Here is a 14,546-nt window from a genome sequence, read left to right on the forward strand (position 1 = left end):
GGTCCGCCGCCCCTTCACCCCTTCAGGGCTAGCGGCAGGCCCGCCGCAACGAAAACGACCCGATCCGCCACCGCCGCGACCCGCTGGTTCAACGTGCCGGCCAGATCGCGAAAGCGCCGCGCCAGCGCATTGTCGGGCACGATGCCCAGCCCCACTTCATTGGCGACCAGGATGATCGCCCCGTCATGGGCCAGGATCGCGGCACAGAGCGCGTCGGCCGCCGCCTCCCCATCCCGATCCGCCAGCAGCAGGTTGCTGGCCCACAAGGTCAGGCAGTCGACCAGCACGGCCTTGCCCCGCGCCGCCGCGATCGCGCCGGGCAGGTCGATCGGCGCCTCGACCGTTTCCCATTCCGGCCCGCGATCGGCCCGGTGCCGGGCGATCCGGTCAGCCATTTCCGCGTCCCAAATCTCGGCCGTGGCGATGAAGACGTGCGCGCCGGGCAGCGCTTCGGCCGCCGCCTGGGCATGGCGGCTCTTGCCCGATCGCGCGCCGCCCAGCACCAGCAGGCTGCTTGTCATATCATGTCTCCCGCAAACAGCGCCTGCAGCCCGGCCACCAGCCAGAGCAGCAGGCAGGCCTGAACATAAATGGCGAGCGCCCACCGCAGGTCGAGAGGATCGGCCTCCATCCGCCCGCTGCCGACCCAGGGCTTGTCATGGCGCACGCCATCATAGCGGATCGGTCCGGCCAGCCGCAGGTCGAGCGCGCCCGCCATCGCCGCTTCGGGCCAGCCGGCATTTGGTGAGGCATGGTTGCGCGCATCGCGCCACATCACCCGCCAGCCGCCACCCCCGGCCAGACAGAGCAGGCAACCGGCCAACCGCGCCGGGATCAGGTTCATGAGGTCATCGGTGCGCGCCGCCGCCCAGCCGAACGGCCCCCAGGGTGCCTCACGATGGCCGATCATGCTGTCGGCCGTGTTGACCGCCTTATAGGCCCACACACCGGGCAGGCCCAGCAACAGCAGCCAGAAGAAGGGTGCGACGACGCCGTCGCAGAAGCTTTCCGCCAGGCTCTCGATCGCGGCGCGGGTCACGCCGCTTTCATCGAGCGATTGCGTATCGCGGCCGACGATCATGCCGACCGCCTCGCGCGCGGCCGACAGATCATTGGCCGCCAGCGCGCGATGGACGGCGCGGACATGGCTATAGAGGCTGCGCAGCGCCAGCGCCGGATAGGCCAGCAGGCCGATCAGCAGCCAACTCCATGGTTCGGGCAGCCAGAAGCGGAGCAGATACTGGACCAGCCATCCGCCACCGCCCGCCACCGACAGCAAAAGCAACAACGTTGCAATCCCGCCCATTTTCCGGGCGAGAGCGCTACGCGCCGGATCATTCCAGCGCGCGGCACAATGATCGATGAGCCGCGCAAAGCTGCCGACCGGATGGCCGACCCGGCGATAGAGTGCCGCTGGCCAGCCGACCGCTGCATCGAGCGCGAGCGCCAGCAACGCAACCGGATCAGCCACGACGCAGCGCCCGTTCCAGTCGGGTCAGGCCCATCGCGTCGGCCGGCAGGCCGATGCGCAGCCAATGCGGCTGACTATCGAAGGGCCGGGTCAAAATCGCCTGCCCCGCCAGTCGCTCAAAAAGCGCCATGGCATGGGGCGTTTCGATCAGGCGGAAGAGCGGGCTTTGGCCGATCGGCTGATAACCGCAGCGCAACAGTAGCGCGTCGAGCGCCCGCGCCTCCCGCTGGAGCTGGTCGCGCATCGCTTCTATCCAAGCTCTATCGCGATAGCCGGCCGTGCCGACGGCAATGGCGGCGGCCGACACCGGCCAGGCACCCAGCCTGTCCCGCACCCGCGCAACGATCGCGCGCGGCGCCACCAGAAAACCGAGGCGCAGGCCGGCAAGCCCGAAAAACTTGCCGAAGGACCGCAGCAGCATGAGGGGGCGATCGTCGGCCACGAAGGGCGCCAAGCTGATATCCGGATGGCCATCGGCAAAGGCCTCATCCACCACCAGCCAGCCATCCGACCCGCGCCGGTCGAGCAGGGCCAGCAGATCGGCCACGCCATGGATGCGCCCGTCGGGATTATTGGGATTGGCAAGGATCAGCGTCTGCCCATCGGCCTCGTCCAGACGGTCGAGATCGACCGGCGCGGCGCCGGACACCATCGCGCCATGGGTGCGATAGGCCGGGCTGGCATGGCGGACCGAACCGTCAAGCAATGCGCCAACGAGGCGCAGGCCAACCTCCGTCCCCGGCAGTGCGCAGACATGATCGGCCGCGACGCCAAAATGGTCGGCCGCCGCCTGTTCGAGCGCGCGCAGCCCCTGCTCGTCGGGCAAGGCGCGCCAGTCGATCACCTGCTCGGCAGCGCCGGGCCAGGCATGGGGATTGATGCCTGTGGATAAGTCCAGCCAGCTTTCGGGCGCGCCGCCGAAATGCGCGCTCGCCGCCGCCACGCCGCCGCCATGCCAGGTCCAGCGCGTCGTCATGTTGTGCCGCTCGCGATCAGGACGACGAAAAGCAGCCCGCTTTCAACCAGTTCAATGCCCGCGCCATGGCCATCGCCGGAAATGCCGCCCAGCCTGCGCCTCAGCCACAGGCCCCAGACCAGCATCAGCAGTGGCGCTGCGAGCAGGGCTGGCAGCCACCAGGCGGCGATTATCAACAGACTTATCCACAGGGCGATGTGGATCGTTTTGACGGCATCGGCAAAACGCGCGCCCAGCCCGGCATGCAGGGGCGGCATCATGCGCGCCCACAGCAACGGCCCGATCCGCGCGGCAAAGGGAATGAGCAGCAGCGGCAACATCATGCCCCGCTCGACCAGCGCATGGAGCAGCAGCAGCTTGGCGATCAGTTGCAGGCCAATCGCCACCACGCCGAAACTGCCGACATGCGGGTCGGCCAGCACCGCCAGCAGCCGGTCGTGCCCCTTATGCACCGCGCCGCACGCGTCGGCGATGTCGCCGAGCCCATCGAGATGCAGCGCCCCGGTCACGCCGACCCAGCAGAGCAGCCCGGCCAGCGCCCCGACCCAGGGATCGATGCGAACGCCAAGATTGACAGCGAACATGACAGATAGACCGACAATCGCGCCGACCGCCGGAAACCATCGGATCGACCGTGCGAAGTGTGTCTCGTTCGCTGTCACCTTCGGCATCGGCAGGCGGGTCAGAAACTGGATGGCAAGGACCAGCCCCTTCATGGGCGCAGGCCCGTGATGCGGGCGAGCGGCGGTTCACCGGTCCAGCGTTCCAGCGACAGCAAGGCGGCATAGGGCAGGCCGAAGCTCCAGCTCTGCTGCACGCTGAACCCGCACAGATGGGCCAGCGCCGCGCGCATCGCCCCGCCATGGGTCAGCACCAATGTGGGCACGCGCGGCAGATCCTCGACAGCATCGGCGATCCGCCCCAGCAATGCCGTCCAGCCCTCGCTGCCCGGCGGCGCGAAGCCATCGGGATCCTGCCAGAAACGGGCGAGCGCCTCGGGATCGACATCGGCCGGGGCCAGACCATCCCAGATGCCGAAATCCAGTTCCCGCCAGCGCGGATCGACCCATACCGGCAAGCCGGCGCGCTCGCCGATCGCGGTCGCCGCCTGCCGGGCGCGCTGCAGGTCGGACGTCACGATCATCTCGATCTCCAGCCCCTCCGCCTGCGCCAGGCAGGCATCGATGCCCGCGCGCGTCGGCACGCTGTCGGTCCGCCCCAGCAACAGGCCGGGCGTCTCGGGCGCGCCATGCCGCAGCAGGTGGAGCGGCATGCCCATCATGTCGCGGTCGACACCGCCGCCTCGGCAAAGGTCGCCATGCCGCTATGCGCGGCTACGGCCGCACGGACAATATTGGCCGCCACCGCCGCGCCGCTGCCTTCGCCCAATCGCATGTCGAGGCTCAGCAGCGGTTCAAGGCCCATCCGCTCCAGCAGCAGGCCATGGCCCGGCTCGGCCGAGCAATGGCCGGCCAGGCAATGGTCGGCAAAGACCGGCACCTGCGCCACCAGCGGCGCGATCGCGGCGCAACTGATGAAACCGTCGAGCAGCACCGGCACGCCCAGCTGGCGGGCGCGCAGCACCGCGCCGGCAATCGCCGCCAGTTCGCGCCCGCCCAGCCGGCGCAGTGTTTCAAAGGCTCTGTCCGGCGCATCGGCATGGAAGGCGAGCGCGCGATCGATCGTCGCGATCTTGCGCGCAATCCCCTCGCCATCGACGCCCGTACCGGGACCAACCCAGTCACTGACCTTTCCGCCGAAGCTGCGGGCGCTCAGGGCTGCTGCGGCGGTCGAATTGCCGATCCCCATCTCGCCCACGACCAGCAGGTCCAGATCCTCTTCGGCCGCCGCCGCGCCGATCGACAGCGCGGTCAGGCACTCCTCCTCGGTCATGGCCGGGGCGATGGTGAAGTCCGCCGTTGGCCGGTCCAGATCGATCGATCGCACCGCCAGTTCCAGCCCGGCCACACCGGCCAGCGCGTTAATCGCCGCGCCGCCGGCGGCGAAATTGGCGACCATCTGCGCGGTCACGGCGGCGGGATAGGCGCTGACGCCATGGACGGTGAAGCCATGATTGCCGGCAAAGATCGCGGCACGCGCCCGTTCCAGGCGCGGCACCGCGCGCCCCTGCCAGCTTGCCATGAAGATCGCGACATCCTCCAGCCGGCCGAGCGCCCCCAATGGCTTGGTCAGCTCGGCCTGCCGCGCGCGTGCCGCCGCGCTCGCCAGTTCCTCGGCCGGTGGCAGGTTGGCCAGGGCATTCTCAAAATCGGTGATCGAGGCGAAGCTCATTCGACGACAAATCCTTCCGGCGGGGTACGGGTGATGAAATGGCCCTTCACGCCTTCGGGCCACTCACGAAAGGCGACGCGGCCATGATCGCTGGCGGCATAGGCAATGGCGTAATCGAGGATCGCGCGTGCCGCATCGGCATCCGGGGTGAACCGCCCCATGACATAGCCGACCTTGCCGGGCGCGCGCAGATGGACGGTGCAATGATCCTGGCAGGCGAACAGGCAGGGCATGTCCTGCACCGCGACGGTGGCATAGCGCGGGTCGGAGGCCTGCACCGTGCGCAGCGCCTCCGCCAGCCGTGCCCCGCCGCGCACGCCCTCCCCGTCCTCCCGCGCTTCGGCCGAATGACGGCAGGTATTGCAGGCGAGGATGGCGGGGCCGGGTTCGACGGGACGCAGCATCAGAAGCGCCCCCGGAAGCCGGCATAGATGCTGCGGCCGAGCGTGCCATAGCGATAGGCCGTCATGTAGTTCTCGTCGAAGAGATTCTCGACGCGGGCGAACAGGCGCAACGCCGGGGTGAACGCATATTCGGCGCGCAGGTCGACCAGCGTATAATCGTCCAGCCGCGTCGTGTTGGCCGCATTGTCATAGCTGTGGCCGGACCAGCGCACCGCCGCGCCGGTGGTGAGGCCGAAGGGCCAGGCATAGCTGATCGACCCATTGGCGCTGTTGCGCGGCCGGCGCGGCAGCCAATTGCCTTCGTTCGCAGTGTCCTCCGAACGATCCTCCGCCACGGTCCAGCTATAATTGCCGTCAATGGTCAGCCCCTTGACCGGCTCGACCGCCACCTGCGCCTCTATCCCATGCGCCTTGGCGCGCGCGACATTGAGATAATAGCCATAGCGGCGGGTGGTGGTGCCGGGCGTGAAGCAGCGCGGATCGGTCGAGCTGGTGGAACAGCTATTATAGATGATCTGGTCGGTCGTGGTCCGGTCGAACCAGGTCGCGCCCAGCCGCAGCTTCTCGCCAAGGAAGCGCTGCTCCGCGCCCGCTTCCCAGCCATGGGCGCGTTCGGGGTCGAGCGCCTGATTCCCATATTCGGAAAAGAGCTGATAGAGGGTCGGCGCCTTGAACCCCTCGCCATAGCTGGCGCGCAGCACCGTCCCGGTCGGCAGCGCCCAGACGCCCCCGGCGGAAAAGAGGGTACGGCCGCCATAGCGATCATGATCGTCATAGCGCAGCCCGCCAGTCAGGGTCAGGCCCGTAATCGGCTGGGCATTAAGCTGGCCATAGACGCTGGTGATCTCCGCCTTGCCGCGGGCCGGGTCGGGAATCGGCACCGAAAGCGAGGCCGAAGGCGACACGCTGCGGAAGCGGCTATTCTCATTCTCCATCCCGAACAGCGCGGTCCAGCCGTCGGCGATCGCGAAGCTGCCCTGATATTCGAGCCGCTGGTTGCGCCCGGCGGCGTCGAAGCTCTGCTTGCGCGGGTTGCGCGGGTCATAATTGTCGCGATCGGTGTCGGTATAGCCATAGCCGAAACGGTTGCGGAAGCGGCCGTCGAGCAGTGCGACGTTAAGGCCGGCATAGCCGACAAATTCGCGATTGGTGCCATAGGCGGGGCTGTCCGCGCTGGTCGCGTCGAAATCGACATGGCCATCGGAATAATAGCCGCGCAGGTCCGCGCTGATTCCGTCCGCCAGCGCCACCTCGACCCGGCCGGTGACGCTGCGGTTGGTATAGCCGTCCTTCTCCTTGCCGCCAAAGGCCGGGCTGATCGCCGAAATGCCGTCGGTGGTGAAGCTCTGGCCACCGATCCTCCAACTGACCGGGCCGGTCTTGCCGCCCAATGCCGCGCGGGCGCTGACCGTGTCGCGCGACCCCGCCTCTATGTCGAAGCTCCCCTCCAGCGCCTTTTCGGGCATGGCGGTGACGACATTGACGACGCCACCGATTGCCTGACTGCCCCACAGGGTCGACTGGGGACCGCGCAGCACTTCTATGCGCGAGGCGTCGCCGACCAGCAGATTGGCGAAATTATAGCCGCCGCCGGCCGAGGACGGATCGTTGAGCTTCACCCCGTCGATCACGACCACGGTCTGGTCGGATTCCGCGCCGCGGATGCGCAGCGACGTCGCCGTGCCATAGCCGCCATTGCGCGAGATGCTGACGCCGGGCGTGCGCAGCAGCAATTCGGTGACGCCCAGATCCTGCGCCCGGTCGATCGCCGCCTTGTCGAGCACGGTGACGGAGGCCGGCACCTGATCGGCCGGCGTGGCGAGGCGGGTCGCGGTGACGAGGATCGAGGATGCCCCGGCATCGGCGGCGGCATCGGGCGGTGGCGCCTGCTGCGCCTCTTCGGCGAAAGCGGTGGTGGAGAGAAGGAAAGAACAGAAAGTCAGATATTTGAACACATGAGCCCCCGGACGAGGGACCGCATCCCAGGGACGATATCGGTGCCCGGCCGGGCGCGACATGGTCCCCGCACCTATGCGGTCCACCTGTCGCCACGCGGGTTCACCCCCGTCCGCTCGGCACACCCTGTCCGCGCGAAGGACGACCGCGACGGGCAGGTCTCCTGGCTCGCGGGTCATCGCTGATTCATGCCGCCTTCTCAGAACCTTGCGGTCCCAATGGCATATGGCACAAAGGCTCGCCGCTCACAGTTGCAGGGGCAGCCGGGGTCTTGAACCCCATTCCCTTTTCATCCCCGCTGCCGGGGAACCTGTCGCAGTCCGGGCGATAGGCGAGCCCGACTGGAGCGTCAATCTTCCTTGCCTGGCGGAGCGCGCCGGCTAAGGGAGGTGGCCATGCGGATATTTGCGCCCATCGGCCCCGGCAAGGGGATGATCGCCCTGATGATCGCCCTGATCGGCGGTGCCACATTATGGGCGGCCACCGCGCGCCAGCCTGCCAATGCAGGCAAACGTCCGCAACGGATCGTGTCGCTCAACCTGTGCGCCGACCAGTTGCTGGTGGCGCTGGCCGATCGCGACCAGATTGCCGGCCTGACCCATAATGCCGGCGATCGGCAGATGTCGGCGGTGGCTGCCGCGACCCGCGGCCTGCCCATCCTCGACGGATCGGCCGAGCAGATTTTGGCGACCAATCCAGACTTGGTGATCGGCATGCCGGCGCGGCGCAATCCGGCGATCGCGATCCTCAAGGCCCAGCATTATCCCGCCGTCGACCTGAAAAGCGCGGACAGCTATGCCGATATCGTCGCGTCGATCCGCACGGTGGCGCAGGCGATCGGCCATGCCGACCGGGGCGAAGCGATGATCGCGCGGATGGACCGGGAGCTTGCCGCCCTGCCCCGTGCGCCGAAGCCGAAGGTCGCCGCCTATTATCAGCGGCGCGGCTACATGACCGGCACCGGCACGTTGGTCGACGACCTGATGACGCGGGCAGGGCTGCGCAACCTGGCCGCCGACCTTGGCAAGCCGGCGATCGCGCAGGTCAGCCTGGAGGAGATGGTCGCCGCCCGGCCCGATTATCTGATCGTCGAGAGCGCCACCGACCGGATCACCGACCAGGGCACCGAAATGCTGCACCATCCGGTGCTACGCGACATAGCGCGCATCAGCCTGCCCCAGGCCTGGACCGTGTGCGGTGGTCCTGCCTATGTGCAGGCGGCACGCGCCCTCTCCCAAGCCGTCAGCGCCCGCTGAAGCTGGGCCGGCTCAGCCCTCGATGAAGTTTGCGGCGACTTCGGCCGGCACCCGCATCAATCGGCCGCTCTCCTTGTCGATCATCGCCCAGGTGGATTTGGCAGACACCTTCACCTTGCCGTCCGGCCCGGTGAACTCGATCAGCCGGTCGAACCGCGCGCCGCGCGGTCCTTCCGGAATCCAGGTGCGGCCCGACACGACATCGCCCTCGGTCACGTTACCGCGATAATCGACCTCATGCCGGGTCACGACCCAGATATAGGCGTCGACATGGGCCGGATCGGCATGGGTCATCCAATGTTCGACCGACAATTGCTCCATCCACTGCACCCACACCGCGTTGTTCACATGGCCCAGCACATCGATATGCTCGGGCCTTGCGGTGAATTGCTTGGTGAAGCTCGACGCCATCAGCCTTCCACTCCCAGCTGCCACAGGATGAACGCAAATTCCTCGGCGGTCTCGTGCAGGCTCTCGAACCGCCCGGACTTGCCACCATGTCCCGCGCCCATATTGGTCTTGAGCAGCAGGATATTGCTGTCGGTCTTGGTCGCGCGCAGCTTCGCGACCCATTTGGCCGGCTCCCAATAGGTAACGCGCGGGTCGTTCAGCCCGGCGGTAACCATCAGCGGCGGATAATGTTGCGCGCTGACATGGGTGTAGGGGTCATAGGACTGGATGGTGCGGAATGCGGCCTCATCCTCGATCGGATTGCCCCATTCGGGCCATTCGCCCGGCGTCAGTGGCAGCGTCTCGTCCAGCATGGTGTTGAGCACATCGACAAACGGCACATGCGCCACCACCGCGCCCCACAGGTCGGGATCGGAGTTGATGACCGCGCCCATCAGCTCGCCGCCGGCCGATCCGCCCGAAATGCTGATCCTGCCCTTGGCCGAATAGCCAAGATCGATCAGCCCCTTCGCGACATCGACGAAATCGGTGAAGGTGTTGGTGCGCTTGTCGAGCTTGCCATCCAGATACCATTGCTGGCCCATATCGTCGCCGCCGCGAATATGGGCGATGGCAAAGGCAAAGCCGCGATCGAGCAGCGACAGGCGGCTGGTCGAGAAACCCGGCTCCATCGCCAGACCATAGGCGCCATAGCCATAAAGGTGCAGCGGCGCGCTGCCGTCACGGGGGAAGTCGGCGGGATAGACGATCGACACCGGAATCTGCGTGCCGTCGCGCGCCGGGATCATCAGCCGCTCGGTGGCATAGCGGCTGGCGTCATAGCCCGAGGGAATTTCCTGGACCTTGAGTATCTCCAACTCACCCGTTGCCAGATGATAATCATAGATGGTGTCGGGCGTGACCATCGATTCATAGCCGATGCGCAGCTTCGTCACCTCATATTCGGGATTGTCGTCGAGACTCGCCGAATAGCTGGCTTCCGGGAACGGAATGCGCTTTGCCGCATGGGTCGCATAATCGCGCAGCTCGATCTGGTCGAGCCCGTCCTGCCGCCCTTCGGTGACGTAGAAGGTCTTGAATAGGGTGAAATCGGTCAGGTAGAAATGGGCGTCGGCGCCGATCACTTCCTCCCACTGGTCGGGCGCGTCGAGCGATGCCTTCACCAGCCGGAAATTGGGATGGGTGTCGTTGGTCTTGATATAGAGCGTGCCCTCATGCTCATCGACATCATATTCGCGGCCGGCCTTGCGCGCGGAGACGAGCAGCGGCGTCGCGGTCGGATTGTCGGCCGGGATCAGCCAGGCTTCGCTGGTGACATGGTCGCCGGTCGCGATGACGATCCATTTTTCCGATGAGGTGAGGCCGATCGAGACGCGGAAGCCCTCATCATCCTCATGGAACAGCTCGACATCGCTATCGACGCTCTGGCCCAGCCTGTGCAGCCGCGCATTGTCGGTCCGCCAATTTTCATTGGCGAGGCCGTAGAGCAGCCCCTTTGAATCGCTGGTCCACACCAGCGACGACAATGTGTCGGGAATGACTTCGGGCAGGATTTCACCCGAAAAGAGATCCTTGATCCGCGCCTCGAACCGTTCGGAGCCATTGGTGTCGATGGCATAGGCCAGATAGCGGCCGTCCGGGCTGACCGACATGGCGCCGAGACGAAAATAGTCATGGCCCTGCGCCAGCGCCGGTTCGTCCAGGATCAGCTGGTCGTCACCGCCTGCTGCGGGCTTGCGATACCATTTGCGATATTGCGCCCCGGTCTCGAAGGCGCGCCAGTAGATATAGTCGCCATCCTTTTGCGGAACCGACTGGTCATCTTCCTTGATGCGCCCCTTCATCTCGTGGAACAGCGTGTCGAGCAGGGGCTTGTGCGGCGCCATCGCGCCCTCGAACCAAGCGTTTTCGGCCTCCAGATAGGCCAGCACATCCTTGTCCTTGACGTCGGGATAGCCGGGGTCGCGCAGCCATGCGTAAGGATCGTCCACCGTGATGCCATGATGCGCGAAACTGTGCGGGCGACGTTCGGCGATCGGCGGGGACAGGGGCGGCTGCATTTGATCGGTCATTAACTATCCATGGTCCAGACGGGGGCTGCGCTGGAATAAGCGCGCCGGCCCCTCTATGTTGTCGGCATTATGGCCAACGCAAGAGGCCGGAATGATCCAAGGGAAGTTCGATGTCCAGTTATGAAGATCGCCTGAAGGCCCTGCGCGCCCAGCTGGTACGCCAGAAGCTCGATGGTTTCGTGGTCCCCCTGACCGACGAGCATATGAGCGAATATGTCGGCGCCTATGCCCAGCGGCTCGCCTGGCTGACCGGTTTTCAGGGTTCGGCCGGCAGCGCCGTGGTCCTGCCGGAGGAGGCCGCGATCTTCGTCGACGGTCGCTACACGCTGCAGGTGCGCGAGCAGGTGGACGGCGCCCATTGGCAATATGAAAGCGTGCCGCAGACCTCGATCGCCGCCTGGTTGAAGGATCATGCGATCGAAGGCGCGCGCATCGGCTATGATTCCTGGCTGCACACCCGCGCCTGGGTGAAGCAGGCCACCGAAGCGCTGGCCCACAAGGGCGCGGAGCTGGTTGCGGTCGACACCAATCCGGTCGATGCCGTCTGGCCCGATCGCCCGGCGCCCAGCGACGCCAAGCTGGTGGTCCATGAGGATCGCTATGCCGGCAAGAATGCAGCCGAGAAGCGCGCCGACATCGCCGACTGGCTGGTGTCGAAGAAGGCGGACGCCGCCGTCCTCTCCGCGCTCGATTCGATCGCCTGGGCCTTCAACATCCGCGGCAAGGATGTCGAGCGCACCCCGGTCGCGCTGGCCTATGCCATCGTCCATGCCGATGCGACCGCCGACCTCTATGTCGCGCCGGAAAAGATGGACGAGGCGGTCTCCAAGCATCTGGGCAACGCCGTGCGCATCCATGACCGCGCCGCCTTTGCCGATGCGCTTGCCGACCTCAAGGGCAAGACCGTCGTCGCCGATCCCGAGCGGGCCGTTGCCGCCATCTTCGAGGCGCTCGACGCCGGCGGCGCCCAGATACTCAGCCTGCGCGATCCGGCCGTGCTGCCCAAGGCGATCAAGAACGACACCGAGATTGCCGGCCACAAGGCCGCGCAGGAGCGCGATGGCGCCGCCTTGAGCCGTTTCCTCCACTGGATCGCGGTCGAAGCGCCCAAGGGCGGCCTGACCGAACTCTCCGCCTCGGACCGGCTGGAGGCATTCCGCAAGGATACCGGCCTGCTGGAGGATCTGTCCTTCGACACGATCAGCGGCGCCGGTCCCAATGGCGCGGTCGTCCATTATCGCGTCGAGGAAAAGACCAACCGGCCGATCGAGACCGGCAGCTTTTACCTGGTCGATTCGGGTGGCCAGTATCGCGACGGCACCACCGACGTCACCCGCACCATCGCCATCGGCAGCCCTAGCGAAGAGATGAAGCAGCGCTTCACCCTGGTGCTGAAGGGGCATATCGCGCTGGCCCGCGCCGTCTTCCCGGTCGGCACGCGCGGCGGCCAGCTCGACGTGCTGGCGCGCCAGTATCTCTGGGCGCAGGGTCTGGATTATGCCCATGGCACCGGCCACGGCGTTGGCAGCTTCCTGTCGGTGCATGAAGGGCCGCAACGGATCGCGACCTTCGGCGGCGGCGACGAGCCGCTGGTGGCGGGCATGATCCTCTCGAACGAGCCGGGCTATTACAAGACCGGCGAATATGGCATCCGGATCGAGAATCTGGTGCTGGTCGAGGAACGGGCGATCGCCGGCGGCGAAAAGCCGATGTTGGGTTTCGAAACCCTGACCTTCGCGCCGATCGACCGCAACGCCATCGCCACCGATCTGCTGGACGCGGGCGAGCGCGCCTGGGTCGACGCCTATCATGCGCAGGTGCTGGCCGTGGTCGGCCCGCAGCTCGACGGCGAAGCGCTGGCCTGGCTCCAGGCGGCCTGCGCGGCCCTGTAACGCGAATCAGTCTTTCGACGGTTCCGGCGCGGGGGTGGGTTCAGCCCCTTCCCGCGCCACATCGCGGCTCTGGGCCTTGCGCCGCCGCAGATTGTCGCGCAGCGCCTGCGCCAGCCTTGCTTTCTTTTCGTCCGGGGTCTCGCTCATGACGAAGCGCATAAGCAAAATGCATTATCTGCCGCAACCCGCCTTGACAGGAGGCAATGGGGCGGCCATAGGCGCGACCTCCGAAGCGCACGGCGCGACGGAGACGAAATAGAGTGCTGCCGTAGCTCAGTGGTAGAGCGCATCCTTGGTAAGGCTGAGGTCGCGAGTTCAATCCTCGCCGGCAGCACCATTTCTCCCCGACAAATGAAAAATCAGATCATCGCCCATCCGGCGAGGACCAGCCCCTGCGCCGCGGCGATCAGCCATAGCCACCGGGTGAAAGGCTGTTTGCGCGTCTTGTGACGAAAGAGGTGGCGCGCGGCAAATGCACCCGGCACCCCGCCTGCAAGCGCCCAGAGCAGCAAGGTCCGCTCGCGGATTCGCGCCATCCCCCGCACGGCCCGGCGCTTGTCGAACCCGAACAGCATGAAGGCCATCAGGTTCGCCAGCAGCAACCAGGCGAAGGCGAGGAACTGCGCGGCGGGAATCGGCTCAACCGCGCACGGTGACGCCGATCCAGAGCGTCCTGGGTGTGCCCAGGTCGATCGATCCGCCGGCATTGCGGGTGACGACATCCTCGTCGAACAGATTTTCCCCACGCGCGATCAGGCTGATGCCATGGCCGATCGGCAGTCGGGCGAGGGCGTCGAGCGTCAGCGCATCGGGCAGCACATCGCTCTGCAGGTCATCCTCATATTGCTTGGCCGTGTAGCGCAGCGTCACCGACAGCTCGGGCCCGGCCTTCGGTGCCCAGGCCAGCGTCGCACTGGCGGAATGGCGCGGCACCTGCGCCGGGGCGAAGCCGTCGAACGCCATGCCCGGCGCATCGACCTTGGAGCGGCTATAGGCATAGGAAGCGAGCAGCGAGAAATCGGCCGGCAGTTGCGCGCTGGCGGTCAGTTCCACGCCCTTGGCCACGATCGCGTTCACATTCTGCCGCTGGCGGGTGACACTGTCGATGGTGACATTGGCGATCGCATCGTCGAGCCGGTTGTAGAAGAGCGTGGCGGAGAGCTGCACGCCCGGCGCCGGGGTCAGGTCGATGCCCCCTTCCACGCCCTTGAGCTTCTCTGGCTTGAGTGCCGCATTGGCCTGGGTGGTGATCGGGAAGACGACGAAGGGTCGATACAGCTCGTTAAGCGTCGGCAAACGGAAGCCGCTATAGGCCGCCCCGCGCAGCGCTACCGCATCGCTGAGATGGTAGAGCGCGCCGGCCCGACCGGAAAACTCCCAGTCGGACCGATTGGCATAGCTGCTGTCCTGCGTCACCGCGCCCGCCGCATTGACCGCCTTGTAGAAGCCGTTGCGGATCGACCAGCGATCCGCCCGCACCCCGCCGGTCAGGACAAGATTGCCAATCGTCCAGTCATCCTCGGCAAAGATGCCGCTGGTGATCTGGTCGCCACCGGCATGGCGGCGCGCTGTCAGCGGGTTGCTGGCGAGGCCCGCATTATAGGCATCCTCAAACATGTCGCCGGTGGCAAAGCGGGTATCCACGCCGATGCGCAGCACATGATCCGCGCCCACCGGCGGGCGCAGCTCGATCTTGCCGCCGATCCCGGTCGATGGCGTGTTGCGCTGGTCGAGCGACTTGCGGAAGCTGGTGGAGGAGATGACGATGTTCGAGAAGTTGCGCGCCTGGAGATAGGCGAGCGCATCAACCTGCCAG

General features: G+C 66.5%; 15 protein-coding genes, 1 tRNA gene and 1 riboswitch. Of the genes, 3 read left to right on the forward strand and 13 right to left on the reverse strand.

Annotation, left to right across the window (positions count from 1 at the left end; genetic code table 11):
• Positions 1 to 14 precede the first annotated feature (14 nt).
• The 8 genes from cobU to A0U87_RS10355 are packed head-to-tail and all read right to left on the reverse strand — an operon-like array spanning position 15 to position 7,098.
• On the reverse strand, positions 15 to 521 hold the full coding sequence (gene cobU, locus A0U87_RS10320; protein WP_048936177.1) for a bifunctional adenosylcobinamide kinase/adenosylcobinamide-phosphate guanylyltransferase: 507 nt from the start codon (positions 519 to 521) through the stop codon (positions 15 to 17).
• Positions 518 to 1,471: an adenosylcobinamide-phosphate synthase CbiB gene (gene cbiB, locus A0U87_RS10325; RefSeq protein ID WP_048936176.1), complete on the reverse strand. Its 954-nt coding sequence runs from the start codon at positions 1,469 to 1,471 to the stop codon at positions 518 to 520. The genes cobU and cbiB overlap by 4 nt, the downstream gene beginning before the upstream one ends.
• On the reverse strand, positions 1,464 to 2,447 hold the full coding sequence (cobD, locus tag A0U87_RS10330; protein WP_048936175.1) for a threonine-phosphate decarboxylase CobD: 984 nt from the start codon (positions 2,445 to 2,447) through the stop codon (positions 1,464 to 1,466). The genes cbiB and cobD overlap by 8 nt, the downstream gene beginning before the upstream one ends.
• Positions 2,444 to 3,163: an adenosylcobinamide-GDP ribazoletransferase gene (locus tag A0U87_RS10335; RefSeq protein WP_048936174.1), complete on the reverse strand. Its 720-nt coding sequence runs from the start codon at positions 3,161 to 3,163 to the stop codon at positions 2,444 to 2,446. The genes cobD and A0U87_RS10335 overlap by 4 nt, the downstream gene beginning before the upstream one ends.
• Positions 3,160 to 3,729, reverse strand: a complete 570-nt coding sequence (locus A0U87_RS10340; protein WP_004209730.1) for a histidine phosphatase family protein — start codon at positions 3,727 to 3,729, stop codon at positions 3,160 to 3,162. Before A0U87_RS10340 ends, A0U87_RS10335 begins: the two co-directional genes overlap by 4 nt.
• A complete protein-coding gene (gene cobT / locus A0U87_RS10345) occupies positions 3,726 to 4,739 on the reverse strand; it encodes a nicotinate-nucleotide--dimethylbenzimidazole phosphoribosyltransferase (protein WP_048936173.1) in 1,014 nt (337 codons plus the stop codon). The genes A0U87_RS10340 and cobT overlap by 4 nt, the downstream gene beginning before the upstream one ends.
• Complete coding sequence (locus A0U87_RS10350) at positions 4,736 to 5,143, reverse strand: DUF1636 domain-containing protein (protein WP_137405509.1); 408 nt, start codon at positions 5,141 to 5,143, stop codon at positions 4,736 to 4,738. Before A0U87_RS10350 ends, cobT begins: the two co-directional genes overlap by 4 nt.
• The gene (locus A0U87_RS10355; protein WP_137405510.1) at positions 5,143 to 7,098 is read right to left on the reverse strand and encodes a TonB-dependent receptor; all 1,956 of its coding nucleotides are present in this window, start codon (positions 7,096 to 7,098) and stop codon (positions 5,143 to 5,145) included. The genes A0U87_RS10350 and A0U87_RS10355 overlap by 1 nt, the downstream gene beginning before the upstream one ends.
• Positions 7,099 to 7,234: 136 nt before the next feature.
• Positions 7,235 to 7,428: riboswitch (cobalamin riboswitch) on the reverse strand.
• 66 nt (positions 7,429 to 7,494) lie between these two features.
• Here A0U87_RS10355 and A0U87_RS10360 point away from each other — a divergent pair.
• The gene (locus A0U87_RS10360) at positions 7,495 to 8,355 is read left to right on the forward strand and encodes an ABC transporter substrate-binding protein (protein WP_048936170.1); all 861 of its coding nucleotides are present in this window, start codon (positions 7,495 to 7,497) and stop codon (positions 8,353 to 8,355) included.
• 12 nt (positions 8,356 to 8,367) lie between these two features.
• Here the strand turns inward: A0U87_RS10360 and A0U87_RS10365 are convergent, their stop codons facing one another.
• Positions 8,368 to 8,766 (reverse strand): acyl-CoA thioesterase, encoded by a 399-nt coding sequence (locus A0U87_RS10365; protein WP_137405511.1) that lies wholly within the window; start codon positions 8,764 to 8,766, stop codon positions 8,368 to 8,370.
• The gene (locus A0U87_RS10370) at positions 8,766 to 10,838 is read right to left on the reverse strand and encodes a S9 family peptidase (protein ID WP_137405512.1); all 2,073 of its coding nucleotides are present in this window, start codon (positions 10,836 to 10,838) and stop codon (positions 8,766 to 8,768) included. The genes A0U87_RS10365 and A0U87_RS10370 overlap by 1 nt, the downstream gene beginning before the upstream one ends.
• Positions 10,839 to 10,948: 110 nt before the next feature.
• On the opposite strand from A0U87_RS10370, the gene A0U87_RS10375 reads away from it, so the two are divergent.
• Positions 10,949 to 12,730, forward strand: a complete 1,782-nt coding sequence (locus tag A0U87_RS10375) for an aminopeptidase P family protein (protein WP_048936168.1) — start codon at positions 10,949 to 10,951, stop codon at positions 12,728 to 12,730.
• A gap of 6 nt (positions 12,731 to 12,736) precedes the next feature.
• On the opposite strand, the gene A0U87_RS26180 is transcribed toward A0U87_RS10375, so the two are convergent.
• Positions 12,737 to 12,877 (reverse strand): hypothetical protein, encoded by a 141-nt coding sequence (locus tag A0U87_RS26180; RefSeq protein ID WP_164488839.1) that lies wholly within the window; start codon positions 12,875 to 12,877, stop codon positions 12,737 to 12,739.
• Between the two features lie 115 nt (positions 12,878 to 12,992).
• On the opposite strand from A0U87_RS26180, the gene A0U87_RS10380 reads away from it, so the two are divergent.
• Positions 12,993 to 13,067 (forward strand) — tRNA-Thr (locus A0U87_RS10380).
• 22 nt (positions 13,068 to 13,089) lie between these two features.
• Here the strand turns inward: A0U87_RS10380 and A0U87_RS10385 are convergent.
• Together A0U87_RS10385 and A0U87_RS10390 are read right to left on the reverse strand one after the other, a co-directional pair.
• A complete protein-coding gene (locus A0U87_RS10385; RefSeq protein ID WP_053094321.1) occupies positions 13,090 to 13,314 on the reverse strand; it encodes a DUF1294 domain-containing protein in 225 nt (74 codons plus the stop codon).
• A 55-nt stretch (positions 13,315 to 13,369) separates the two neighbouring features.
• The coding region (locus A0U87_RS10390) for a TonB-dependent receptor (RefSeq protein ID WP_137405513.1) at positions 13,370 to 14,546 on the reverse strand (1,177 nt) is incomplete at its 5' end.

It is taken from the genome of Sphingobium sp. MP9-4 (assembly GCF_005281675.1).
Taxonomy (GTDB): Bacteria; Pseudomonadota; Alphaproteobacteria; order Sphingomonadales; family Sphingomonadaceae; genus Sphingobium; species Sphingobium yanoikuyae.

What these genes read in the sequence shown, in the direction of transcription:
- A0U87_RS26180 (WP_164488839.1), bottom strand. Translation starts at nt 12,877, where the DNA reads ATGAGCGAGACCCCGGACGAAAAGAAAGCAAGGCTGGCGCAGGCGCTG.
- A0U87_RS10375 (WP_048936168.1), top strand. Translation starts at nt 10,949, where the DNA reads ATGTCCAGTTATGAAGATCGCCTGAAGGCCCTGCGCGCCCAGCTGGTA.
- A0U87_RS10340 (WP_004209730.1), bottom strand. Translation starts at nt 3,729, where the DNA reads ATGATGGGCATGCCGCTCCACCTGCTGCGGCATGGCGCGCCCGAGACG.
- A0U87_RS10365 (WP_137405511.1), bottom strand. Translation starts at nt 8,766, where the DNA reads ATGGCGTCGAGCTTCACCAAGCAATTCACCGCAAGGCCCGAGCATATC.
- A0U87_RS10370 (WP_137405512.1), bottom strand. Translation starts at nt 10,838, where the DNA reads ATGACCGATCAAATGCAGCCGCCCCTGTCCCCGCCGATCGCCGAACGT.
- cobT (WP_048936173.1), bottom strand. Translation starts at nt 4,739, where the DNA reads ATGAGCTTCGCCTCGATCACCGATTTTGAGAATGCCCTGGCCAACCTG.
- A0U87_RS10350 (WP_137405509.1), bottom strand. Translation starts at nt 5,143, where the DNA reads ATGCTGCGTCCCGTCGAACCCGGCCCCGCCATCCTCGCCTGCAATACC.
- cobD (WP_048936175.1), bottom strand. Translation starts at nt 2,447, where the DNA reads ATGACGACGCGCTGGACCTGGCATGGCGGCGGCGTGGCGGCGGCGAGC.
- A0U87_RS10335 (WP_048936174.1), bottom strand. Translation starts at nt 3,163, where the DNA reads ATGAAGGGGCTGGTCCTTGCCATCCAGTTTCTGACCCGCCTGCCGATG.
- A0U87_RS10385 (WP_053094321.1), bottom strand. Translation starts at nt 13,314, where the DNA reads ATGGCCTTCATGCTGTTCGGGTTCGACAAGCGCCGGGCCGTGCGGGGG.
- A0U87_RS10360 (WP_048936170.1), top strand. Translation starts at nt 7,495, where the DNA reads ATGCGGATATTTGCGCCCATCGGCCCCGGCAAGGGGATGATCGCCCTG.
- cobU (WP_048936177.1), bottom strand. Translation starts at nt 521, where the DNA reads ATGACAAGCAGCCTGCTGGTGCTGGGCGGCGCGCGATCGGGCAAGAGC.